22 protein-coding genes are annotated in these 22101 nt (G+C 62.0%); 9 read left to right on the forward strand and 13 right to left on the reverse strand.

Going from position 1 to position 22101, the window contains the following annotated elements; all coding sequences use genetic code 11:
- Nucleotides 1–115: 115 nt before the first annotated feature.
- Nucleotides 116–514, reverse strand: coding sequence for an META domain-containing protein (locus JJC00_RS34330; RefSeq protein WP_200470171.1), 399 nt, complete (start codon nt 512–514; stop codon nt 116–118).
- A gap of 139 nt (nt 515–653) precedes the next feature.
- On the reverse strand, nt 654–2318 hold the full coding sequence (locus tag JJC00_RS34335) for an L-lactate permease (protein WP_200470172.1): 1665 nt from the start codon (nt 2316–2318) through the stop codon (nt 654–656).
- A 315-nt stretch (nt 2319–2633) separates the two neighbouring features.
- Between JJC00_RS34335 and JJC00_RS34340 the strand changes: the two genes are divergently transcribed.
- Complete coding sequence (locus JJC00_RS34340; RefSeq protein WP_200470173.1) at nt 2634–4397, forward strand: ABC transporter ATP-binding protein/permease; 1764 nt, start codon at nt 2634–2636, stop codon at nt 4395–4397.
- Nucleotides 4398–4594: 197 nt separating this feature from the next.
- Here JJC00_RS34340 and JJC00_RS34345 read toward each other — a convergent pair whose 3' ends face one another.
- On the reverse strand, nt 4595–5596 hold the full coding sequence (locus JJC00_RS34345) for a TorF family putative porin (protein ID WP_200470174.1): 1002 nt from the start codon (nt 5594–5596) through the stop codon (nt 4595–4597).
- Between JJC00_RS34345 and JJC00_RS34350 the strand changes: the two genes are divergently transcribed.
- Nucleotides 5523–5705 carry a hypothetical protein gene (locus JJC00_RS34350; RefSeq protein ID WP_200474379.1) on the forward strand — a complete coding sequence of 61 codons (183 nt, stop codon included), beginning with the start codon at nt 5523–5525 and terminating at the stop codon, nt 5703–5705. The two genes, JJC00_RS34345 and JJC00_RS34350, sit on opposite strands and share 74 nt — an antisense overlap.
- Before the next feature lie 329 nt (nt 5706–6034).
- Here the strand turns inward: JJC00_RS34350 and JJC00_RS34355 are convergent, their stop codons facing one another.
- From JJC00_RS34355 to JJC00_RS34365, 3 genes are all read right to left on the reverse strand, one after another.
- Nucleotides 6035–6409, reverse strand: coding sequence for a histone (locus JJC00_RS34355; RefSeq protein WP_200470175.1), 375 nt, complete (start codon nt 6407–6409; stop codon nt 6035–6037).
- Nucleotides 6410–6477: 68 nt separating this feature from the next.
- A complete protein-coding gene (glcF, locus tag JJC00_RS34360) occupies nt 6478–7800 on the reverse strand; it encodes a glycolate oxidase subunit GlcF (protein ID WP_200470176.1) in 1323 nt (440 codons plus the stop codon).
- Entirely contained in the window at nt 7801–9036 is a 1236-nt protein-coding gene (locus JJC00_RS34365) for an FAD-binding protein (RefSeq protein WP_200470177.1), read from the reverse strand.
- Nucleotides 9037–9204: 168 nt separating this feature from the next.
- Between JJC00_RS34365 and JJC00_RS34370 the strand changes: the two genes are divergently transcribed.
- On the forward strand, nt 9205–9543 hold the full coding sequence (locus JJC00_RS34370; RefSeq protein ID WP_200470178.1) for a putative quinol monooxygenase: 339 nt from the start codon (nt 9205–9207) through the stop codon (nt 9541–9543).
- 52 nt (nt 9544–9595) lie between these two features.
- On the opposite strand, the gene JJC00_RS34375 is transcribed toward JJC00_RS34370, so the two are convergent.
- The gene (locus tag JJC00_RS34375) at nt 9596–11089 is read right to left on the reverse strand and encodes an FAD-linked oxidase C-terminal domain-containing protein (RefSeq protein WP_200470179.1); all 1494 of its coding nucleotides are present in this window, start codon (nt 11087–11089) and stop codon (nt 9596–9598) included.
- 267 nt (nt 11090–11356) lie between these two features.
- Between JJC00_RS34375 and cycA the strand changes: the two genes are divergently transcribed.
- Nucleotides 11357–11752 carry a cytochrome c-550 CycA gene (cycA, locus tag JJC00_RS34380; protein WP_200470180.1) on the forward strand — a complete coding sequence of 132 codons (396 nt, stop codon included), beginning with the start codon at nt 11357–11359 and terminating at the stop codon, nt 11750–11752.
- An 18-nt stretch (nt 11753–11770) separates the two neighbouring features.
- Here cycA and JJC00_RS34385 read toward each other — a convergent pair whose 3' ends face one another.
- Nucleotides 11771–12727 carry an alpha/beta fold hydrolase gene (locus JJC00_RS34385; protein ID WP_200470181.1) on the reverse strand — a complete coding sequence of 319 codons (957 nt, stop codon included), beginning with the start codon at nt 12725–12727 and terminating at the stop codon, nt 11771–11773.
- 332 nt (nt 12728–13059) lie between these two features.
- Here JJC00_RS34385 and JJC00_RS34390 point away from each other — a divergent pair, with 332 nt between their 5' ends.
- On the forward strand, nt 13060–13242 hold the full coding sequence (locus JJC00_RS34390) for a hypothetical protein (RefSeq protein WP_200470182.1): 183 nt from the start codon (nt 13060–13062) through the stop codon (nt 13240–13242).
- On the opposite strand, the gene JJC00_RS34395 is transcribed toward JJC00_RS34390, so the two are convergent.
- The 3 genes from JJC00_RS34395 to ykgO all read right to left on the reverse strand — a co-directional run bounded on the left by JJC00_RS34395 (nt 13239) and on the right by ykgO (nt 14509).
- Nucleotides 13239–13499, reverse strand: coding sequence for a hypothetical protein (locus tag JJC00_RS34395; RefSeq protein ID WP_200470183.1), 261 nt, complete (start codon nt 13497–13499; stop codon nt 13239–13241). The two genes, JJC00_RS34390 and JJC00_RS34395, sit on opposite strands and share 4 nt — an antisense overlap.
- 125 nt (nt 13500–13624) lie before the next feature.
- A complete protein-coding gene (locus tag JJC00_RS34400; RefSeq protein ID WP_200470184.1) occupies nt 13625–14263 on the reverse strand; it encodes a tetratricopeptide repeat protein in 639 nt (212 codons plus the stop codon).
- 120 nt (nt 14264–14383) lie between these two features.
- Nucleotides 14384–14509: a type B 50S ribosomal protein L36 gene (gene ykgO / locus JJC00_RS34405; RefSeq protein ID WP_006611362.1), complete on the reverse strand. Its 126-nt coding sequence runs from the start codon at nt 14507–14509 to the stop codon at nt 14384–14386.
- Between the two features lie 314 nt (nt 14510–14823).
- On the opposite strand from ykgO, the gene JJC00_RS34410 reads away from it, so the two are divergent.
- Complete coding sequence (locus JJC00_RS34410; RefSeq protein WP_200470185.1) at nt 14824–15708, forward strand: amidohydrolase family protein; 885 nt, start codon at nt 14824–14826, stop codon at nt 15706–15708.
- Between the two features lie 326 nt (nt 15709–16034).
- Complete coding sequence (locus JJC00_RS34415) at nt 16035–16940, forward strand: hypothetical protein (RefSeq protein WP_200470186.1); 906 nt, start codon at nt 16035–16037, stop codon at nt 16938–16940.
- Nucleotides 16941–17022: 82 nt separating this feature from the next.
- Here the strand turns inward: JJC00_RS34415 and JJC00_RS34420 are convergent, their stop codons facing one another.
- Both JJC00_RS34420 and JJC00_RS34425 read right to left on the reverse strand, forming a co-directional pair.
- Nucleotides 17023–17307: a hypothetical protein gene (locus JJC00_RS34420; RefSeq protein ID WP_246774022.1), complete on the reverse strand. Its 285-nt coding sequence runs from the start codon at nt 17305–17307 to the stop codon at nt 17023–17025.
- A gap of 107 nt (nt 17308–17414) precedes the next feature.
- The gene (locus tag JJC00_RS34425; RefSeq protein ID WP_200474322.1) at nt 17415–18464 is read right to left on the reverse strand and encodes a SphA family protein; all 1050 of its coding nucleotides are present in this window, start codon (nt 18462–18464) and stop codon (nt 17415–17417) included.
- A gap of 765 nt (nt 18465–19229) precedes the next feature.
- On the opposite strand from JJC00_RS34425, the gene JJC00_RS34430 reads away from it, so the two are divergent.
- Together JJC00_RS34430 and JJC00_RS34435 are read left to right on the forward strand one after the other, a co-directional pair.
- Nucleotides 19230–20636 (forward strand): DUF1254 domain-containing protein, encoded by a 1407-nt coding sequence (locus tag JJC00_RS34430; protein ID WP_200470187.1) that lies wholly within the window; start codon nt 19230–19232, stop codon nt 20634–20636.
- Nucleotides 20633–22063, forward strand: coding sequence for a DUF1254 domain-containing protein (locus JJC00_RS34435; RefSeq protein ID WP_200470188.1), 1431 nt, complete (start codon nt 20633–20635; stop codon nt 22061–22063). Before JJC00_RS34430 ends, JJC00_RS34435 begins: the two co-directional genes overlap by 4 nt.
- Nucleotides 22064–22101: the final 38 nt, after the last annotated feature.

Below are 22101 nucleotides of genomic sequence, written 5' to 3' on the forward strand. Positions count from 1 at the left end.
GGTGCGCTGCAGAGCCGGGGCCCAGAAGCCTCACAGTGAAGTCGCGGATAGATTCTGGGTCCCGGCTCTGCGGCGCATCGCTTGCGCGCTGCGCCTTGTCCGGGACACGAGAGAGCTAATTCCCGTTCGTCCGAAAGCGCAGCGGCTTCGGGCCGATCAGCGTGAGCACGTCACCCTGGCGCTTCCAGGTCTCGACGGCGGCGAGCGCCGTGACGAGATCGTCATCGGCCTGGGCCTTTACCGGCGGACAGGAACGATCCTGAATTGCGCCGGGAACGAAAATCACGGTGTTGCCGGCCACCGAGAACTGGCCTTTGCCGCCCTTGCACCAGAGCTCGAGCACGACCTCGCCATTGTCACCGATCTCGATGTTCGGGATCCGCTTCGAACCGGGCTGCGGCACGGCCTCCAGCGTCATCTCGGTGCCGAAGGGAAAGCCCTCCTCGGCATGCGCGGCAACCGACATCAGGAGCACGGCGACAGCTGCAAACATCATTCGCTTGACCAAAACCATAGAACCTTCCGATCGTCTTGATTTGCCGCGTCTTTTATAAGACGGCGAGGCCGTTGAGAAGGTTCGCGGGCGACCAACGTAAAACCCCCGCAAGGCGCGAAGCCATGCGGGGATTTGCGTCGAAGCCAGGCGCTGCCGGCTACTTCAGGACCAGCTCCGTGAACGGCCAGACATAGGCCTGCAATGTCACGAACAAGCCGACGAGGCAGGCCAGCACGATCGAGTGCCAGAACACAAAGCGCAGGATCGAGCCCTCATGGCCGTACCAGTTGGTCGCGGTGGAGGCGACGACGATCGATTGCGCGTCGATCATCTTGCCCATCACGCCGCCGGACGAGTTCGCCGCCGCCATCAGGATCGGCGACAGGCCGAGCTGCTGCGAGGTGATCTTCTGGAGGTTGCCGAACAGGATGTTCGAGGCGGTATCCGATCCCGTCAACGCAACGCCCAACCAGCCGAGCAGCGTGCCGAAGAAGGGGTAGAGCACGCCGGTTGCGGCGAAGGCGAGACCGAGCGTTGCGTCCACACCCGAGAGACGGGTGAGCGTGCCGATGGCAAGCATCGCCGAGATCGTGATCAGCGAGATCGCGCACAGCCGAATCGTACGGCCATATTCCGCGAGCATCCTCGCCGGCGAAAACCCGGCCAAGGCCGCGGATATGATTGCCGCGATCAGCATGCCCGTGCCGGTGAACGACAGATAGGTGAATGCGAACACCGCGCCCTCAGGCGTCGGCTTCGCCGCCACCGGCGGCACCTTGTTGATCATATTGTGCAGATCCGGAACTGGATAGTTCACGGTGAAGATCGAGTTCGCCCAGGTCTTGAACGCGCCGTTACCCCAGATCAGCATGACGACGCAGACGATGATCCACGGCAGCAAGGCGGTCCAGAGCTCGCGTTGCGTGAGCGGGGTTCTGTCCATCGATGCCGGCTTGGTCATGGTCGCGGCCGATTCGTCCCTGCCTCGGAGCGCCGGCGACAGCCAGAGCTGCTTCGGTTGCCAGACCTTGAGGAACAGAATCAGGCAACCCATCGAGATCAGCGACGCGCCGATATCGACGATCCAGGGATTGATGTAATTCGAGATCACGAATTGCGGGATCGCGAACGATACGCCGGTAACGAGGATTGCCGGCCAGATGTCCTTCATGCCCTTCCAGCCCGCGAACGCCCACACCACCCAGAAAGGCACGATCAGCGAGAACAGCGGCAACTGCCGTCCGACCATCGCGCCGAGGATGTAGGGATCGAGCCCCGTGACGGTAGCAAGGCCCTGGATCGGCGTGCCGAGCGCGCCATAGGCAACCGGTGCGGTGTTGGCGATCAGCGACAGACCCGAAGCCGCAAGCGGCGAGAAGCCAAGCCCGATCAGGACGGACCCCGTAATGGCGACCGGCGTACCGAAGCCAGAGGCGCCTTCGAAGAAGGCACCGAAGGAAAACGCAATCAGCAACAGCTGCAGACGCCGATCCTCCGTGACGCCGCCGACCGCGCGCTTCAATAAGTCGAATTGGCCCGTTGCAACCGTGATCTGATAGAGGAAGATAACGTTCAACACGATCCAGCCGATCGGGAAGAAGCCGGCAACGACGCCGAGTGCCGAGGCACGAAGCGACATGCCTGCCGGCATCGTGAAGATAAAGATAGCGATCAGGTTGGTCAGGATCACGGCGATGACCGCCGCGATATGCGCTTTGACGCGCCCGCTCGCGATCAGGACCAGCAACGTGACGACAGGTATCGCCGCCGCGATCGTCGACAGCACCGGGCTGTGCAGCGGATCATAGATTTGATTCCACATGGTCTTCCTCCCCCACGCCTGTCTGCGGCAGGCGGCCCGCGTGGACAGCCGAACCTGCTTGACGCTGGAAGCGATAACCCCTGATCAGGATGCGAATTCCTCGCGAATGTCGCGGTTCCCGTCCCGCTCACAAGCCCGCGAAGTCCTGGAGGCCCCCACCCCACGCCGTTGCGCCCATGCTAGGGTTGCAAGCCGCGACAAGCCAACGCAAATTGCAGAAATTGCGACTTTAGTCTAAGCGCACCCCATTTCCGCCGTGACCTCAGCCATCTGGCTTCGGGCCGTCGTGCATACCCCGTCAGGAGATCCCCCTCTGTGAAGAACATCAGCGCCACGCTCGCGACTGTCTGGCGAATCGCCGGCCCCTATTTCCGATCGGAGGACAAATGGGCCGGCCGTGGCCTGCTCGGCGTCGTCGTCGCAATGGAGCTGGCGCTCGTCGCGATCAATGTGCTGCTCAACCAGTGGCAGAACCGGTTCTACAGCGCACTCCAGGCCTACGATCTGAATGAGTTCGTCATGCAGGTCTGGATCTTCCTCGGCCTTGCCTTCACCTACGTCGCGCTCGCCGTTTACAAGCTTTACCTGAACCAGTGGCTGCAGATCCGCTGGCGGCGATGGATGACGCAGCACTATCTCGGCGAATGGCTCGATGGCGCCACGCATTACCGCATGCAGCTGAAGGGCGACGCCGCCGATAACCCCGACCAGCGTCTCACCGAGGACGTCACGAACTTCGTCGAGCAAACGCTCGTTCTCGGTCTCGGCCTGCTGTCCTCCATCGTGACGCTGGCGTCGTTCATCGTCATCCTCTGGGGTCTGTCCAACAGGGCGCCCCTGCACATCTACGGCACCGATATCGTCATCCCGGGTTTCCTGGTCTGGTGCGCACTGGCCTACGCGCTCCTGGGAACAGCACTGACGCACTGGATCGGCGCGCCGCTCATCAATCTCTATTTCGAGAAGCAGCGCTACGAGGCCGACTTCCGCTTCAACCTGATCCGCGTGCGCGAAAATTCCGAGCAGATTGCACTCTTGAAAGGAGAGAGCGCGGAGCAAGGTCATCTCCTCCAGCGCTTCGGCTACGTCATCGGCAACTGGTATGCGATCATGAGCCGGACCAAGCGCCTCACCGCCTTCACGGCGAGTTACGGTCAGGCTGCGACGATCTTTCCGTATGTGGTGGTCGCGCCGGCCTACTTCGCCAAGAGCATCCAGCTCGGCGACATGATGCAGACCGGCTCGGCCTTTGGCCAGGTGCAGGATGCGCTGTCCTTCTTCGTCACGGCCTATCGAACGATCGCGGAATGGCGCGCGATCGTCGCGCGTCTCGACGGCTTCGAGATGTCGGTCGATAGCGCGGCGAACCTGCCGGCGCATGAGGCGACGATCGAACTCAAGGCGGCAGGCGGCAGCCGCAATATCGGTCTCGAGAAGCTCTGCGTGTATCTCCCCAACGGCACGCCGCTGGTCGCAGCCGACGACTTCGCCATCCAGGCGCCGGAGCGCGTGCTCGTGACCGGGCCGTCGGGCTCCGGCAAGTCGACGCTGTTCCGCGCCATCGCCGGCATCTGGCCGTTCGGCACCGGCACCATCGCCATCCCCGCGCAGGCGAAGCTGATGATGCTGCCGCAACGCCCCTATTTTCCGGTCGGCGCGCTGGGTGACGCCGTGATCTATCCCGCAGCCCCCGGCGCATTCCAGGCAACCCAGATCCGTGACGCCGTGATCGCCGTCGGCCTGCCCGACCTCGCCGAACGGCTCAACGAGGACGGCCACTGGAACCGGATGCTGTCGCTCGGCGAGCAGCAGCGTCTCGGGCTCGCCCGCGCGCTGCTGCATCGGCCAGACTATCTCTTCCTCGACGAGGCCACCGCCTCGCTCGACGAGCCGTCCGAGGCGCGGCTGTACCGGCTGCTGGCGGAGAAGCTGCCGCAGGCCACCATCGTCTCGATCGGCCATCGCTCGACGCTCGACGTCTTCCACACCCGCAAGGTGGCAATGGTGAAGGACGGCGCGATCCACGTGCTGGGCGACGGCAGCGCGTCGGCCGAGCCGGAGCCGAGCGCGGCGCACTGAGGCTCTGAAACGTCCACATCGTCGTGCCCGGGCTTGTCCCGGGCATCCACGTTCTTTGTGCGGCTACGTGGATGGCCGGGACAAGGCCCGGCCATGACGAGCTTGTGGAGCGCTCGTCAACTCAACGGACTAGCCCCCCAAAAACAAGAGGGCGGCAGATTGCTCTGCCGCCCTCGTTAGTCGTCTCGGGACAAAACTTACTTCAGGTTGCTCATCGCCGTCAGGTCGAAGGACAGCTTGGCGATACCCGCCGAGCCGCACCAGTTCGAGCCGGCGCCGCCCGGATTGATCGCGGTCACGCTGGTGGTGCCGGTGGCGTTGAAGGCGCTGGTGAAGGCGTTGCAATCACCCTTGTTCAGGTCGGTGCCGGAGTAACGCAGGTCCAGCGTGAACACCTTGTAGGTGAAGCCGACGCCGACATTCCAGGTGTTGTAGCTCTTGTAGGGAATGCCGTTGGCATAGATCGTTCCGGGGATGCCATAGAAGGCATCCGAGGTGCCGAGCCACTGACGGCCGAACTCACCCGACACGTACATGCCGACGCCCGAAGCACCGAAGGTCGTGCTCGGCGCGGTCCACTTGGCGGTCAATGAGGAGTAGTTGCCCCAGGCGCCCGAGTTCAGGAAGTTCGGCGAGTAGTACTCGTTCACGCCGACCGCCCAGCTGTCGTTGATGGTGTAGTTCAGCTTACCGTAGACTTCGAAGAAGCTGACGTCCTTCTTCATGACGTTGCCGTCGCCGAGGAAGATGGTCGTGGTGCTGACGGGGCACACGCCGCCGCCGGGAATGCCACCCGTGAGCACGTTGTCGGCGCAGCTTCCACCCGGATACAGGTAGCCCCAGACGCCGATATCGAACGCGAAGGCGCCGAAGGTCGGGCGGATACCGCCGTAGACGTCGACTTCAGCCGCAGCGCGGTTGGCGAAGGAGATGCTTTCCGCGGACACGCCCGCGTACAGCTGGAGGTCCTTGGTGACGTTGTAGCGCGGCTCGAAATAGGCGGCGACCGAGGGCTGGTGGTTCGACTGGGTCACGCCGCGGAAGATGTAGTCGCTCATGACCGCGCCGCCGAAGGCGACATCCCAGGGATCAAACGCGGGCGCCGGAAGAGCCTTCAGAGCCTTCATGGGCATGTCCGCCGCGAAAGCCGAACCCGTCACCATTGCCAGCGCCGTTGCTAACAAAGTCACTTTTTTCATTTCGATCCCCATCACCAGTTCTACCCAGTCGGATTCCCGGAAGCCCCCCGGGGCGTACGACCTGTCTGCAAAATTGCGTTACAGCGGCAATCTGAAGGGAGGGACGTGAAGCGAGAAGCAAAAAACAAGAGCATCTGCCGACTTTTTGGGCGTTCTGACGATTCCACGAAAGGTTGTCAGCCGGTGTTGCTTCTCGATCACATTATTTTCACGCCAAAGTGCACAGAGCGGTCCGGGATACTACGCAGGTCCCCGACGCCGTGGCGCGCGTGCAACGAATCAGCTGACTCAAAAAAGGGCAGCGTCCGGCAGCCGGAGCGACGATGCAAAAAGGCCGCAGCGTCACCGCTGCGGCCTTCCTGCTGTCGATCGTGGTCGAGGGATGGACCGGGCCTTGAGCCTGGAGCTTGGCTCCAACTTGGGCCCAGTCCTTTGGACCTAACCCTGCCCTTCGGCCGGCGTCGGTTCCGCAGAAGACGAAGGCATCGCCCAGCTCGTCTCGGCGGCAGGCTCGGGTGCAGGCGCTGCCACTGGAGCCGCCGGCTTCGGCGCGGGAGCTGCCTTCGCCTTCTTCGGAGCTGCTTTCTTTGCAGCCTTCTTCGGTGCGGCCTTCACAGCCTTCTTGGCCGCAGCCTTCTTGGCCGTCTTCTTGGCGGCCTTCTTCGGCGCAGCCTTCCTGGCCGATTTCTTCGCCGACTTCCTTGCGGACTTCTTGGCCGCCTTCTTCTTCGTCGCCTTCTTCGCCGCTACAACCTTCTTGGCCTTCTTGGCCTTTTTAGCCTTCTTGCTTTTCTTCTTGCTCGCTTTCGCCATCGTGGTCCTCCTGTTGCCGCCGAACAATGGTCGATCGGGTGCCCTTCAGCCGTCACTCCGGACGAAGCTCAGCGCGACGCGTTCAGTGCCGGCCGCGCCCCGCCCGTAGCCCAATCGAGAAGCTCAATCGTGTGTACGACCGGAACTGACGTGCCACTGGCAATCTGCACCATGCAGCCGATATTGCCCGCGGCAATCATGTCCGGCTTGACGCTCGCGATGTTGGCGACCTTGCGATCGCGCAACCGGCCCGCAAGCTCGGGCTGGAGAATGTTGTAGGTCCCCGCCGAACCGCAACACAAATGGCTCTCCGGGACATCTTTCACCACGAATCCATTCTTGGAAAGCAATTCTTTCGGAAGGCCCGTGATTTTCTGCCCGTGCTGCAACGAACACGCAGAGTGATAGGCGACGACGATGTCGTCCTGTCGCGCGGTAGGTTCGAGTCCGAGACCCGCAACGTATTCGGTGATGTCCTTCGCAAGCGCGGACACCTTCGCCGCATCGGCGGCGAACGCGCGGTCCTCACGCAGCAGATAACCGTAGCCCTTGATCACCGTGCCGCAGCCGGACGCCGTCACCAGGATGGCATCGAGCCCCTCGCCAGCGGCCTCCTTCCGCCACGCCGTGACGTTGGCGCGGGCCCGGCCCAGCGCGTCGTCGTCGTGACCGAGGTGATGGGTCAGCGCGCCGCAGCATTGCTCGTCCTTGACCAGGACGACCTCGATGCCGTGACGGGTCAGCAGGCTGATGGCGGCCTCGTTGATGCGCGGCGCCAGCACCTGCTGGGCGCAGCCCTGGAGCAGCGCGACCCGGCCGCGCTTCTTGCCGAGCGCTGCGAACACGCTGCCCGGAAGCGCGCCTGGCGCCGGCAGCCGGCCTGGGGCCAGCGCCAGCATCGCCTTGAGGCGCTCGATCAGACCGGGCGTGGCCGAGGGCCGCGGGGTCGGCAGGAAGACGGCAAAGGGCCGGGCCAGTTGCGCCAGCCGCATGCTGATGCGAAACCGCTGCGGGTCGGGCAGCACGAAGGCCAGCACCTGGCGCAGCAGCCGCTCGGCGAGCGGCCGCTGATAACGCTGCTCGATCCTGACACGGGCCTGATCGACAAGGTGCATATAGTTCACCCCGGAGGGGCAGGTCGTCATGCAGGACAGGCACGACAGGCAGCGGTCGACATGCTTGACCACCTCGGCCGTCGGCGCCTGGTCCTTTTCCAGCATCTCCTTGATCAGATAGATGCGGCCGCGCGGGCTATCGAGCTCGTCGCCGAGCAGCACGTAGGTCGGGCAGGTCGCGGTGCAGAAGCCGCAATGAACGCAGGCGCGCAGGATCTTGTCGGCTTCCGCGATGTCGGGGTCGGCGAGCTGCGCGAGTGAGAATTCGGTCTTCATTCAGCAAGCGCCCCGCGTCAGCCGTCCCCGGTTCAAAATCGACTTCGGATCGAAACTGGCGCGGACCCGTTCGCTCAGGGCGGCGATACCCGGCGCTTGCGGATTGAAAACGTCGACACTGCGCCTGACGTCCTCAACGGCCCGGATCAGCATCGCATGCCCGCCGAACGCATTGGTCCGCTGGCGCACGGCCGGGGCATGCGCGTCGGCCTTCGGCGGCAGTGCCGCCCAGATCAGCCCGCCGCCCCAGTCATAGATGACGTCGCCGCCGGTCTCGCGTGCCAATTGCGAGCCGAGCGCCGCGCCCGAAGCCGGCGGACAGACGATCCGCCACACCGGCCAGGCGCCGATCGCGCCGCTGGCCGCGAACGGCAGCACGTCGCGGATGGTGGCCCACAGCGTGGATGAGGCTGCGTCCTCGATCAGGGTTGCGGTTCCGAACGGCGCCAGCAATTCGCGCAAGGAGCCGGCACGGTGGCTGGCGGAGGCGGTGATGCCCTCGAGCCGCAGCACCGTCAGCGCCTCGCCCTGGCCGGCGAGATCGCCAAGCCCGTCGGCCTTGGCGCGGAGGGCCGATTTCGGCAGATGCGCGGCGGCGGAGACGTCGAAGGGCGAGCCGAGGGCCGCGGTCATCGCCTTGTTGGCGGCGGCATCGTCGAGCCCGCGCAGCAGCAGCGTCCGCTCGGCTTCGGGCTTCGGCATCACCTTCAGCGTCACTTCAGTCATCACCGACAGCGTACCCCAGGAGCCCGAAAGCAGCTTGCAGAGGTCGTAACCTGTGACGTTCTTCACCACCCTGCCACCGGTCTTGAAGCTGTCGCCGAAACCGGAGACGGCATGCGCCCCCAGGAGATGGTCGCGCGCCCCGCCCGCCTTGATCCGGCGCGGGCCGGCGAGACCTGCCGCGATCATGCCGCCGATGGTGCCTGATACGGGCGTGCCGAGCAGCGGCGCGGTGTTCATCGGCTCGAAGGCGAATTGCTGGTTCTTGGCATCGATCAGCGACAGCACGTCGGCGAGCGGCGCGCCGGCCTGGAGCGTCACGATCAGCTCATTGGGCTCGTAGGAGGTGACGGCATTCAGCGCCGAGATGTCGAGTACGGCGTTGGTCGCCATCGCGTGCCCGATGCTGCGCTTGGAGCCATGACCGATGATCTCGAGCGGCTGCTCATTGGCAATCGCCGCGCGCACCACCTCTTCGACGTCTTTGGCGTCTCTGACCCTGAGCGTATCCACGGGAAAAGGCGGTAGCGAAATTCGCGTCGAAAATCAATTCGCGCGTCGGATGACAGAACTTGGTGCAGCGCGGCGCCACATCTCGCTTCGATCAGTATCGAACCATTGCCTTCCAAATTTCGCTACTGATCGAGCTTCTGAGGGCGGGCCAGCGAAAAGGAGTTCAATATGAATCAACAGACCATGAACCAGCGCACCATTGCCGAGGCGATCAATGGCGGCGGCCTTCTGGTCGTCGCGCAGTGGGAAGCCAAGGAGGGCGAGGCGGAGCGGGTCGCCGAGATCCTGCGCGGCTTCCTGCCGGAAGCGCAGAGCGAGCCCGGCGTAAAACTGTTCCTGATCAGCCGCGCCAGGGAAAATCCGGCACAATTCCTGTTCTACGAGCTGTTCCGCGACGAGGCTGCCTTTAAGGCGCACCAGGACAGCGCGCATTTCAAGACCTACATCACGGGCCAGGCCCTGCCACTGCTGGCGAAGCGTGAGCGCGCGCAATACGGGTTGCTGTAAGCCTTGTTGGAGGGAAGCGCTCGGGTCGCGAGCCCTTCCCTCCGCACTCTCGCTAGAACCGCGGAATGTCCGGGAACGCCACCTTGCCGGCGTGCACATGCATGCGGCCGAGCTCGGCGCAACGGTGCAGGGTCGGAAACACTTTTCCGGGGTTGAGCAGACCTTGCGAGTCGAAGGCGCATTTCAGGCGCTGCTGCTGGTTCAGGTCGATCTCGGTGAACATGTCGCCCATGAGATCGCGCTTCTCGATGCCGACGCCATGCTCGCCGGTGAGCACGCCGCCGAACTCGACGCAGGCGCGCAGGATGTCGGCACCGAAGGCTTCGGCGCGCTCGATCTCGCCGGGCTTGTTGGCATCGTAGAGGATCAGCGGATGCAGATTGCCGTCGCCGGCGTGGAAGACGTTGGCGCAGCCGAGCTGGTATTTTTCCGAGAGCTCGCGGATGCGCGCGAGCGCCTTCGGCAGCGCGCCGCGCGGAATGGTGCCGTCCATGCAGAGATAATCGGGCGAGATGCGCCCCACCGCGGGGAATGCGGCCTTGCGCCCGGCCCAGAACAGATTGCGCTCGGCCTCCGAGGTCGAGATCTGGCAGGTGGTCGAGCCGCAGCCGTTCGCGATGGCCTCGACGCGCGTGATCAGCTCGTCGACCTCGATCTTCGGGCCGTCGAGCTCGATGATGAGCAGCGCCTCAACATCGAGCGGATAGCCGGCATGAACGAAGGCTTCGGCGGCGTGGATCGCGGGCTTGTCCATCATCTCCATGCCGCCTGGGATGATGCCGGCGCCGATGATCCGCGCCACGCATTCGCCGGCTGCCTCGACTTGCGCAAAACCGACCATCAGTGCGCGCGCCGTCTCCGGCTTCTGCAGAATGCGCACCGTGATCTCGGTGATGACGCCGAGCAGCCCTTCCGAGCCCGTGATGACACCCATCAGGTCGTAACCCGAATGCTCCGCCGACTTGCCGCCGATGCGCAGGATCTCGCCGCTCATCAGGACAATCTCGCAACCGAGCACGTTGTTGGTGGTCATGCCGTATTTGAGGCAATGCACGCCGCCGGAATTTTCCGCGACATTGCCGCCGATCGAGCAGGCGATCTGCGAGGACGGATCGGGCGCGTAATAGAAGCCGGCATGCGCGACCGTTTGGCTGATCGCAAGATTGGTCACGCCAGGCTCGGTGACGACGACGCGGTTGTCGAAATCGATCTCGCGGATGCGCTTGAACTTGCCGAGGCCCAGCAGCACGCCGTCCTCCAGCGGCAGCGCGCCACCGGATAGCGAGGTGCCGGAGCCGCGCGGCACCACCTTGATGCCGTGGGCGGCACAATATTTCAGGACGAGCGAGACTTGCTCGGTGGTGTCGGGCAGCACCACGACCATCGGCGGCTGCCGGTAGGCGGTCAGCCCATCGGATTCATAGGCCCGCATCTCGCTGGCGCTATCGATCACGCCCTCGCCGGGCACGATTGCGCGCAATGCAGCAACGATCTCCGCGCGGCGCGCGAGCACCGTCTGATCGCTCGCAGGCATCATGATGGCCATATCAAATCCTTCACGGGCATATCCTTCCGGCTCGCGCCGAACGGCGATTTATCACGGCAAATCAACCACGTCCGCGATGGTTTGGATAGGCCGTCCGAAAGTCGGAGCCACGATCTCAGGCCGAGTTCGCTCTGGGACAAGTAGGAAATCATGAAACCTGTCATGGTTTCGTGGCTTGTCCAAGCCGAGCGGGCCGTGCCAAAACCGGCAGGGTTCGACGATCGCCGACCGAATAGGACCCACCGGGAAAGAGACGAAGAGCACCCTATGAAAAAACTGACTTTTGGCGCGCTGATGATCCTCACCGTCACTGCCACGGCCACCAGCGCGATGGCGCAGGATGCCGCGGCCGGCAAATCGTCGTTCAACAAATGCCTGGCCTGCCATGCAATCGGCGAAGGCGCCAAGAACAAGGTCGGCCCCGAGCTCAACGGCCTCGACGGTCGCAAGTCCGGCACCGCGCCCGACTACAATTACTCGGATGCGAACAAGAATTCCGGCATCACCTGGAACGAGGCGCAGTTCAAGGAATACATCAAGGATCCGAAGGCCAAGATCCCCGGCACCAAGATGGCGTTCGCCGGCATCAAGAACGAGACCGAGATCAACAATCTCTGGACCTACGTGTCGCAGTTCGACAAGGACGGGAAGATCAAGCAGTAAGCGGACGAACGGCGGCCGCTAATCTGCGGCCGCCTGCGCCGGGGCGATGTTAGCGATCATCGTCTCGATCTCCGTCTTCACGAGATCCGGCACCGCGTTTTGCACCATGTGGCCGAGATCGGGCAGCACGATCAGCTTTGCGTTCGGCACCGTCGCTGCGAACGGACGCGCGTGGATGTCGGTCTTCACCGTCTTGTCGGGCGCGCCAGCGATGATCGTAACGGGCACCCTGATCTCGCCGTAGTGCGGAGCCTGCGCGGCCACCGCTGCCTTCAGCGTCACCAGATCATAGGCATTGGCGATGAATTCACGCGGGCGCAGCAGCAGCGGCGTCGCGGAGTCCTTCACGAAGCCGTCCGGCATTGTCTGCGGCAGGAACACATTGCGCGCACCGGACTCGGCGACGAAATAGCCCAGCGGCAACGTGATGGTGTAAGCGAGCAGCGGGCCGATCACCGGCATTGCGATGATCTCGTTGTAGCGGCCGACGCCGCCGCGCCAGGGATGGGTCACCGGTGCCAGCATCACAAGACCGGCGACGCGGCTCGCATGATCGAGCGCCAGTCGCGCGCCGAGTGCGCCGCTCCAGGAATGCACGACGAAGACCGCGCGATCGATCCCGAGCTTGCCGAGCGCCGCGACGATCATCCTCGCCTGGACGTCCGGCGTCGAATCCTGCCGTCGCGCGCGCGTGCTCCAGCCGTGGCCGGGACGGTCGATCAGGATGACACGATGCTGCTTGGCCAGGAGGTCGCCGAGCGGGTGCCGCATCACTTCGAGGTTGGAGCTCGCGCCATGCAGCATTACAATCGGCAGGCGGGCATCGCGCCGGCCGATGTCGACGACGTGGAGCGTCGCGCCATCGACCTCGATCATCCGGCCCTGCGGCGGAAAGGCGCGCTGCACGGCGACAATTCCGGCCTGTGTGACCAGCGCCAGCAGCACCAGCGCCGTCACGGCTGACATAACGATCATGAAGTGAGTCCGGGCAATCCAGGGCACATCGCAGTTACGGGTTAGGCAGGCGGCGGTTTCGCTTAAGGAGGCTCAGCGCGGCCACCGGAATCCCGGCCTGTGGATATGTGCACAATTGCCGAACCAAAAAACTCAACAAAATCAACGCCTCTACGGGTTATACGCAAGCCTCAGACCAGCTTCATGCAGTCGTCATCGCAGCTTCCTTATAATCGCCACGGTCGGTTCCGCCATCTAGACGCCGGATGGATGGGCGCCGATCCCTCCTCGCAACCTCAGGGGATGCAGGAAAGACCGGCAAGATTGTCCTGGTTTGAACCGGAGGATTTTCGATGAGCTTCAGATCGAACGATACCGCAATCGACGAGATCGTCGCGAGCTGCAACGGCGACCTGCGCGGTGCCGTGCGGGCGCTGCTCCTGATCAATGAGCATCTCGAGAGCGAACTCGCAAAGGCCTACGCGGCGGCCGCCGATCGCGGTCTTGCGGAACGCGGCGGCAGCGTCCTGCACTAATCTGCGCCGTCCTCGGCCTTTTGCTCGTCGGGCGTGAGCGCCGGACAGGCGCGGATGGTCGAGCGTGCAAGCTTGGCATCGTCCTTGGATTTGTAAGGACCGTCGCCGAACCAGATGTCGCCGTTGATGACCGGATTGCGGGTCACGATGTTGCATTTGCCGGTGGCGCGATTGCCGACCACCCAGAACAGTCCGTCGGCAAGGCTCATCGTTCCCGACGCCAGCAGCAAGCTGCAAGCAAAGATCAAACGCTTCATGGCTTTTGCTCCTGCCATGCAGGTAGACCTGCGGCGGCGCCGGCAATAGTCCTTGCGACATTGCGCCTCCGATCGTGGTTAATCGCCACGCGCCGCAACCGCTCGAAAAAAGATCGAGTTAGACGCTAGATGTCGCGGCCTTCGACCTTCTCGGTCAAAGCCTTCACCTGGTCGGGGATCTTCTCGAGGTGCGGATTGACGGCGAGTGCCTTGCGATAGGCCTCGAGCGCGCGCTTCTCGTCGCCGACGTCCTGCATGATCATGCCGAGCCCTGCGAGCGCACCGAAATGACGCGGCTCGCGGATCAGCACCTCGCGGATGTCGGCGAGCGAGCGGGCATAATCGTTCTGCATGTAATAGAGCGTGGCCCGCCGATTCCAGGCCTCGATGTAGTCGGGGCGGAGCTTGATGACCGAATCCAAAAGCTTGATCGCAATCTCGATCTTCTGCGCATCCACCGCCGCCTTGGCCCGCGCCATCAACAGCGCAGCGGTGTCGCTCGGGGTCTGCAGCCAGATCGCCCAGATCCGCGCCTCGACATGCTTGGCGCTGGCCTCGTCAGGGGCGGCCTTCAGCGCGCCGAACAGGAAATCGAGATTCTTGGTGCGCTCGGCCTTGGGCAGCTTGGGCGGCGCCTCCGGCAGCTTCTTCTGCTGCTTCGCCGGCGGGGCGGGATCATCCTGCGCACGCGCCGGCGCGAGGCCGGCGGTTCCGAAGACCAGGGCCAGGCACAGCGTGTACGCGAAAGGGAATCTCACGGTCATGGCGAAAGTCTAAACGCGCAAAGCCGCCCTTGCAAAGCAGGGCGGCGTCAAACTCGTGTGAGACCGTGGTCTTGCGGGCTGTGCGCGCCAGGCGACCGCGACGGCAATCAGCCGCCCAGATCAGCCTTGGCGAGCCTTGAAGCGGCGCTGCACCTTGTTGATCACATAGACCCGGCCCTTGCGGCGGACCAGGCGGTTGGCGCGATGGCGACCGCGCAGCGACTTCAACGAGTTACGGACCTTCATGGCAGAATCCTGAACGTTCGAAAGGCCGTGTTCGGCACTACCGTTTCGGCACGCGCGAATGTGGCAAAATAAGATCTTTCCCGCTGGCGGACCGACCGCCCGGGACGGGGCGGTTCTTAAGGCATGGCGGGAGGTGATGTCAATGTTAACTGCCCGGTTCCGAACCGGCAAATTCGTGAAAACAACCCCATGCACAGTAGAAATGGCCGGATCGGCCCGATCTATTCATGCGGCAAGCCAGGGTTCGCCACGGCAACGCCTTGCCAAATTCGTTATATCATATAATCAATTTGGCAACCCGTCGGGAGGACACCATGCCGAAGCTGAAGCTGCCCAATATCGACGACGTCGTCGCCATCGACATCCACACCCATGCCGAGGAGCCCTGCGGCTGCCATGCCGACGATGGCTATGACGACTTCCAGGCGCAGATGGCGGAGTATTTCAAGTCGCCCAACAAGCATCCGCCGACCGTGCCGGAGACCGCGGCCTATTACCGCTCCAAGAACATCGCGGCGGTGATCTTCCCGGTCGATGCCGAGCGCGAGACCGGCTTCCGCCGCTACAACAATTACGAGATGATCGAGGCCGCCTCCGACCATCTCGACGTCCTCATCCCGTTCGTCTCGATCGACCCGCACAAGGGCAAGCTGGGCGCCCGCGAGGCGCGCAAGCTGATCGAGGAATACGGGGTGCGCGGCTTCAAATTCCACCCGACCATGCAGGGCTTCTACGCCAACGACCGCATGGCCTACCCGCTCTACGAAGAGATCAATAATGGCGGCGCGATCGCGCTATTCCACACCGGCCAGACCGGCGTCGGCTCGGGCATGCCCGGCGGGATGGGCATGCGGCTGAAATATTCCAACCCGATGTACATGGACGATGTCGCGGCTGATTTCCCCGACCTCAAGATCATCCTCGCCCATCCCTCCTTCCCCTGGCAGGAGGAGGCGCTGTCGGTCGCGACCCACAAGCCGAACGTCTACATCGACCTCTCCGGGTGGTCGCCGAAATATTTCCCGCCGATCCTGGTGCGCTATATCAACTCGATCCTGCAGGACAAGATGCTGTTCGGCTCGGACTGGCCGGTGATCACGCCGGACCGCTGGCTGTCGGACTTTGCCAAGATCGACATCCGCGACGAGATCCGGCCGAAGGTGCTCAAGGCCAACGCGCGGAAGCTGCTGGGGATCTAGGCGCGGGCTCAAAGATTGGCGGAGTGCCCCACATAGCGGCTCCGCAACGGACTCAAAGTCCATAAGGGTCGTCAACATCTAGCGGGGCCAGTTCGGCGTCAGACCTCGGGCCTGGCTACTTCCCGCGGAGGTCAGCCACCAAGGCAAGAAGCCGAAGGAGACTGCCGCGAAGAAGCCCACGGCCAAGTCGCAGCGTAGGTCGGCGTAGTCGGCCGGTTTGGCGGCTGGCAGCGCGAACAAGTTTCTCCCCTGCACTATGAAATCCTGCTAATGAAACGCGCAAGCCAGATACCTCGAATGGCGCCGATTGGCCGCAGGAGGATCGTATGTCGGTCCAAACCCGTAGCGACGGCTTCTTGCGTCGATTGCTGCTCAAGGCCGGGTTGGCTGTCATCTCCATGAGCCCGGCCGCCGCGCTTGCGGCGGATGACGATGGGGCCGGAAACGCGTCTCTCCCGAACCTGTACCTCGATCTCCGCACCACCTATGCGCAGGTTCCCGCGGGAACGCTAGCCTTCGGCTTTGGCCATCCGTCACTTTTCTCTAGTCTCCGAACGCTGACGAACTCGAACGGCGCGGCTCGTCCCGCCGGCTTGCCTGCGGTGAAATCGCTCAACGTGGACTTACCCTTTACCGTCGATGTGACCGACTCCGTTTCGCTCTATGCCGGCGTCAGCGGTAGTTCAACGGATTCGGGCGGCGCCGGCTGGTCATCCTTTCAGGTCACGAGCTGGAATATCGGTTTCCAGGCGGATCTGTACCAGCAGAACGGCGGGACCTTTCCGACGGTAACGCTGCAATCGACCATCACGCAGTCGATCCCCAACGGGCCGCTGACCACGACCTCCATCAACAACATCCTCGAGTTCGACTACGCCTTCGACAAAGACGAGACCAGAGGATTGCTCGCGGGCGTACAGTCTACCCTCACGGATTCCGGCAGCCCCCTCGCAAGGATCCGACCGAACACGATCGGCTATCTCGGCGGCTACTATCAATGGCCGAACAACTGGAAGTTCACAGGTCGCGTCGGCGTTCAGTCCTTTGAAGGCGCGCAGCTTCTGAGCCTCACGCCGGTCCAGCCTTTCACCCAGCCTATCATCCGCCTTGATATCGATCGCATGGACGATAACGGCAACCGCCTATTTGGCGTCACGGCCGAGATCATGTGGGTGCCGAAACCAGCCTATCAATTGACGCTTAGAACGCCGCTTTACGCTGTACGCCACTAGCCAAAACTGCTGCGCCTGATCGCTGCACGACCGCTGGCAGGCGAAGGCTGGGGCCGTGAAGGTCCAAGGCGGCTGATCCGTGCTAATGCAGCGGCTCGACCTTTGCCGCCATATCGGGTGCGCGGCTGACCCGATAGCTTGCGTTGCTGCACCTCAAGACCCAGACCGCATGATCCGGCTTAGAGCGCTTTGTGTCTTTCTTGGCACCGAGCGCCTTGTCGCACGCAAAGCCTTGCATGCGGATCTGTGCCGCGAGCTCATCCCGCGGCATTTCGCCGGCGGGTTGCGCGCAGGATGTGGATAATCCTGTGAGCAGGATGCACGCTGTCAAACAGGTTAGACTAATGGCAGAATTGAACGTTCTCATGAGACCTCCACCAGGAGCGGGCACAAAATTTCGAGCGCAGAAGCTGAGACCGTTGATGTCACGAGCGTGGCTAAAATCGGACGAATATTCATTGCGAGCGAAGACGACTACTTCGTGATCATTCGCTTCGGTGGCCCCGTCGGCGTCGGCGCTGCCGGCGAGATCGCAAACGTCACCCAGGCGTTCCAGCCCTCGGGCCGGTTCTCGGCAGCAAATTCTTTGTAGGCCTTCAGGTTCAGGTAACCCTGCATGTCGCCGACCGGGAAGATGAATCCGATTTGCGGGCCGGCGCCCGCCACCTGAGAGCGAAAACAGCCGACGCGATCGCCGGAGCCGCTGTCGCAGCCGAGCTGCTTGTACACGTAGCCCACCAGACCGACCTGAACCTGCTTGCTCAGGAATTGCGAAGCTCCCCAGTCGAAGTGCAGGTCAACACCGCTTTGATATTGGGTGTCAGTGTTCTTCAAATTGTAGGTGAAGCCGAGGACGCCGGAGAGCTCATGTCCCGTCTGCGGATTGAAATAGGTATAGCCGCCGCCCGCGTCGATCGCCCCATGCCCGATCCCGATATTGGCGAGCCGCGTCGACTGGTACGCACCGACCGGGATATCCCCCGTGATGTAGGTCATGTAGTTGTTGACACCGGCATTCCAGCGCAAGGCAAACTGCGGGATCAAATCGCCAAATCCCACGATCGAGTCGCTGATGGAATCGGATCGGGAGAATGGGATCGAGCCGATCGGCGTCGACAGCGTTCCCGTCAGCAATCCCGCGATCGAGGTGGTGTTGGCGCCGTATATCCCCATCAAGGTGGCAGAGGCCTGGCCGCCCATCACTGGTGTCGCAAAAACGTAGGTCCCGACCAACAACCCGAGGTCCACATCAGCGTTTAGTTTGGCGTTCAACGTCGCTGTCAGATTTGCCGGGATACGGCCGGTTTCGATCTCTCTCGCGCGCGCCACGTCACCGCCGGCGGAAACCGATGTGTGATAGTAGATCGCTGCGGCCGACCAGCCCGGCTGCTGCGGCGTGGCAGCGAGGCTGCCGAAAAAGCCTGGAATCCAGAAGCTCACACCGCCTTCGTCTGCCAAGGCAATCGTCGGTATCGATGCAATCGCAAGAAGTGTGATGGCAGCTACCGCCTTGCGCACGCTCATGATGCCCCCGTTCACGTTGATCGAGCGGTCCATAACCGGCTTGGCCGCAAAAACAAAAATCGAGAGTATGTGCGCGGCAACGTAGCACGCCCGCTGCACCGGGCGATGACTTATTGTTACAACCGCAGATGGTTGGCGCACGCATGTAACCAAAAAGACACTGCAGGGTAGTGCATCCATGCTTGTTACACGACGCGGCGGCGACCGGGTCGAGCCGTGTTGACATACTGTATGCGTCATCGCGCGGCGGCACGCGAGCGGAGTCCAGCCGTCTGCGCGCTCGGGTACAGCGTCATCCGGTTTAATTGATCTGGATCAACACTCGACAGGAGAATGCGATCTGAAGTAGAGTGCTCGTGCGTCTTGAGAATTATATCGCAATGGATATTCGCAAGAGGCTTATTGCGCTGATTGCCGCCTTCCTCGTCACGGCTCCAGCATTTGCACGGCAAACATAACGACAAACGAGCTGTTCAAAGCGCCGCTCGCGCGGACCGTCTTATTAAGATGGAAACTGCGCCCAGGTTCAGATGGGGCGACGTACTGCCGACAAGACGTACTGCCGACACGGAGAGAGGATTTTCGGCTTCCAGCCGATCCATTCGGTTTCGGGAGTTAGCCGATGATGAGCGTCTCGAACCTGCCTGCCGAGCTACATCACGCTTTCTGCTCGCTGCTCTCGCCGCTGACCGTCCCTAACGGTCACGCCGGCAAACCACGGGTGTGACGGATCCGCCCGACGCTACCATTGATCGGAGGAGAGTTATGATCAACAAGTGCTCCGTGCTCGCGTCATGTCTCGCTGCCGTTTTGATGCAAGGGCAAACAGCCAAAGCCCAAATAGGAAGCCGCATCGAAGCCTATGAAGCTTCAAAAGAAGCTTACATCTACGCCTTTCCGATGATCGCCGCCTACAAGGCGATGGACGAGTTCAACATCGATCGGAAGTCATCGCAATACAAAGGGCCGTTTAATCAGATTATCAACGAAGGCCGCGTCTTCACGCCCAAGGATACCGCTATCGTGACGCCGAATAGCGATACCCCGTATTCGATGCTTCAAGCCGACTTGCGGGCCGAGCCGATCGTATTTTGCGTGCCGGAGATAGAGAAGGGCCGCTATTATTCAGTTCAACTGACCGACATGTATTCGTTCAATTATGGCTATGTCGGAAGTCGCGCCACCGGCAATGCTGCCGGGTGCTACATGATCGCCGGGCCGAATTGGTCCGGGGAAAGGCCAAACGGTGTGGCGAAGATCTTCAAGAGCGAGACGGAGTTCGGACTTGTGATCTTCCGCACCCAGCTCCTCAATCCCGGCGATATCGACAACGTCAGGAAAATTCAAGCTCAGTACAAGGCTCAGCCGTTGTCCCAATTCCTGAAGCAGGCTGCGCCGACGGCCTTGCCGCTGCCTAACTTCCCGCCTTTCTCGCAGGACGCCTTCAAACTCGACGCATTCTCCTACCTGAATTTCCTGCTGCAGTTCGCGCCGGCTGTGCCGGCGGAAACGGAATTGCGGGCCAAATTCGCCAAGATCGGCATCTCCCCGGGCGCTACATATGCGCTGCCAGGTCTGGGAGAGGACAAGGTAGCTACCGAGCTTGGCATCAAGGAAGGTTATGACGCGATCGTTAAGCAAAAAGAGGATATCGGCAAATCGGAAAATGGCTGGCGGATTGGCTCGGCCTTTGGCGACCGCGCCTTTTACCACGGCGATTTTACACTGCGGGCAGCCGCCGCACTCGCGGGCATCTACGGCAACGATGCGATCGAGGCGATGTATCCTTTGGCTGTAATGGACAATCTCGGACAGAAGCTCGACGGAGGTCAGCACAAATACACGGTCACGTTCCCGGCTGGAGCATATCCACCGGTCAACGCGTTCTGGTCAATTACCATGTATGATGGAAAGACCCAGTTGCTGATCGAAAACCCGATCAACCGATATTTGATCAATTCGCCGATGTTGCCGGACCTCAAGAAGAATGCCGACGGTTCGCTCACAATTTACGTTCAGAACAAATCACCGGGTGCGGACAAGGAGGCAAATTGGCTGCCCGCGCCCGATGGTCCGATTTACATGGTGATGCGGCTCTACTGGCCGAAGGAGGAAGCCCTCAACGGGAATTGGAAGCCTGCGCCAATCGTGCGGGAAGGAGACCTCCGATGACCGTCACCCGACGTACAGCCACCATTGGCGGTTTGAGCCTACTCGCTGGCTCTTCTTTCAGCACCTTGTCTAGGGCCGAGTGGGGCGACCTCAATCTCGGCGAAGGGCTGGAGGATTTCTGGCTGGCGACCGACGCCTACGTTTATGGCTACCCCTTGGTGACTATGGAGATGACCCGCAGGATCGTTACGAATGTCGCACGGCCCGAAGGCACCAAGGCCCCGATGGGGCAATTGATCAAGCTGCGTGAGTATCCCAACGCCTCATTTCGCGATGTGACAGCGCCGAACGCCGACACCCTCTATACGACTGCATTCTTGGATGTCGGAAACGAGCCCTGGGTGCTCAGCATCCCCGACATGAAGGACCGGTATTTCCTGTTCCCAATGCTCGATGGGTGGACCACGGTGTTTCAGGCTCCCGGTAAGCGCACAACCGGCACGGGTGCGCAAATCTACGCGATCACCGGCCCGGACTGGAACGGTGTGCTTCCACAGGGAGTTCGAGAATATAAGTCGCCGACAAACATCGTTTGGATTCTTGGCCGCATCTACTGCACCGGCACCCCCGAGGACTACAAGGCCGTCCACGAATTGCAAGACCAGTGCAAGCTGGCGCCGCTAAGCTCCTACGGAAAGACCTACACCCCACCGGAAGGGAAGATTGATCCGTCCATCGATACCAAGACCGCAGTGCGCGATCAGGTGAATCGGATGGATGCGAAGGGTTACTTCACCTTGCTGGCTCAATTGATGAAAGCCAATCCGCCGGCAGAAGCGGATGGGCCCGCCGTTGCGCGGTTCGCAAGGATCGGGCTCGTGCCGGGCCAAGATTTCGATGCGAGCAAGCTCAACGCGGATTTTGCCAAGCGAATCCCCGAGGTCGCCTTCGATCGGATCATGGCTCAGTTCAAGCTCAACAGTGAGGTGAAGGACGTTAACGGTTGGGGATTTACGACAAAAACGGGCATCTACGGTACCGACTACCTCATGCGGGCCCTGGTAACAGCCATAGGCCTCGGAGCCAATCGACCCCGAGATGCGGTCTATCCGACTTCGCTAAAGGACGATGAGAACAGGTCTTATGATGGGGCGAACAAATACGTGATGCATTTTCCAAAAGGGCACCTGCCCCCGGTAAGCGGCTTCTGGTCTCTTACGATGTACGATGACAAATATTTCTTCGTGAGCAATCCGCTGAACCGCTACTCGATCAGCGCTCGACAAAATCTCAAGGCTAATCCCGATGGGTCCACCGACCTTTTCATCCAGACGGAGTCGCCCGGACCCGACAAGGAGTCCAATTGGCTCCCTGCGCCGGCTGGCAAGTTCGTTCTGATGCTCCGCATGTATTGGCCCAATGAAGGGACTCCATCGATCCTTAATGGTTCGTGGAAAATTCCGGCCGTGACGATGCAATCGACGTGACTTTGCTTGTCGCCTGTCAGTTCGTCGCGACGTCTAGC

Source organism: Bradyrhizobium diazoefficiens (assembly GCF_016616885.1).
GTDB classification, from domain to species: domain Bacteria; phylum Pseudomonadota; class Alphaproteobacteria; order Rhizobiales; family Xanthobacteraceae; genus Bradyrhizobium; species Bradyrhizobium diazoefficiens_F.

Coding starts and splice junctions, on each gene's coding strand:
- JJC00_RS34330 (WP_200470171.1), bottom strand. CDS start 514: ATGGTTTTGGTCAAGCGAATGATGTTTGCAGCTGTCGCCGTGCTCCTG.
- JJC00_RS34335 (WP_200470172.1), bottom strand. CDS start 2,318: ATGTGGAATCAAATCTATGATCCGCTGCACAGCCCGGTGCTGTCGACG.
- JJC00_RS34350 (WP_200474379.1), top strand. CDS start 5,523: ATGGGCATGTCCGCCGCGAAAGCCGAACCCGTCACCATTGCCAGCGCC.
- JJC00_RS34345 (WP_200470174.1), bottom strand. CDS start 5,596: ATGAAAAAAGTGACTTTGTTAGCAACGGCGCTGGCAATGGTGACGGGT.
- JJC00_RS34355 (WP_200470175.1), bottom strand. CDS start 6,409: ATGGCGAAAGCGAGCAAGAAGAAAAGCAAGAAGGCTAAAAAGGCCAAG.
- glcF (WP_200470176.1), bottom strand. CDS start 7,800: ATGAAGACCGAATTCTCACTCGCGCAGCTCGCCGACCCCGACATCGCG.
- JJC00_RS34370 (WP_200470178.1), top strand. CDS start 9,205: ATGAATCAACAGACCATGAACCAGCGCACCATTGCCGAGGCGATCAAT.
- JJC00_RS34375 (WP_200470179.1), bottom strand. CDS start 11,089: ATGGCCATCATGATGCCTGCGAGCGATCAGACGGTGCTCGCGCGCCGC.
- cycA (WP_200470180.1), top strand. CDS start 11,357: ATGAAAAAACTGACTTTTGGCGCGCTGATGATCCTCACCGTCACTGCC.
- JJC00_RS34385 (WP_200470181.1), bottom strand. CDS start 12,727: ATGATCGTTATGTCAGCCGTGACGGCGCTGGTGCTGCTGGCGCTGGTC.
- JJC00_RS34390 (WP_200470182.1), top strand. CDS start 13,060: ATGAGCTTCAGATCGAACGATACCGCAATCGACGAGATCGTCGCGAGC.
- JJC00_RS34395 (WP_200470183.1), bottom strand. CDS start 13,499: ATGAAGCGTTTGATCTTTGCTTGCAGCTTGCTGCTGGCGTCGGGAACG.
- JJC00_RS34400 (WP_200470184.1), bottom strand. CDS start 14,263: ATGACCGTGAGATTCCCTTTCGCGTACACGCTGTGCCTGGCCCTGGTC.
- ykgO (WP_006611362.1), bottom strand. CDS start 14,509: ATGAAGGTCCGTAACTCGTTGAAGTCGCTGCGCGGTCGCCATCGCGCC.
- JJC00_RS34410 (WP_200470185.1), top strand. CDS start 14,824: ATGCCGAAGCTGAAGCTGCCCAATATCGACGACGTCGTCGCCATCGAC.
- JJC00_RS34415 (WP_200470186.1), top strand. CDS start 16,035: ATGTCGGTCCAAACCCGTAGCGACGGCTTCTTGCGTCGATTGCTGCTC.
- JJC00_RS34420 (WP_246774022.1), bottom strand. CDS start 17,307: ATGAGAACGTTCAATTCTGCCATTAGTCTAACCTGTTTGACAGCGTGC.
- JJC00_RS34425 (WP_200474322.1), bottom strand. CDS start 18,464: ATGAGCGTGCGCAAGGCGGTAGCTGCCATCACACTTCTTGCGATTGCA.
- JJC00_RS34430 (WP_200470187.1), top strand. CDS start 19,230: ATGATCAACAAGTGCTCCGTGCTCGCGTCATGTCTCGCTGCCGTTTTG.
- JJC00_RS34435 (WP_200470188.1), top strand. CDS start 20,633: ATGACCGTCACCCGACGTACAGCCACCATTGGCGGTTTGAGCCTACTC.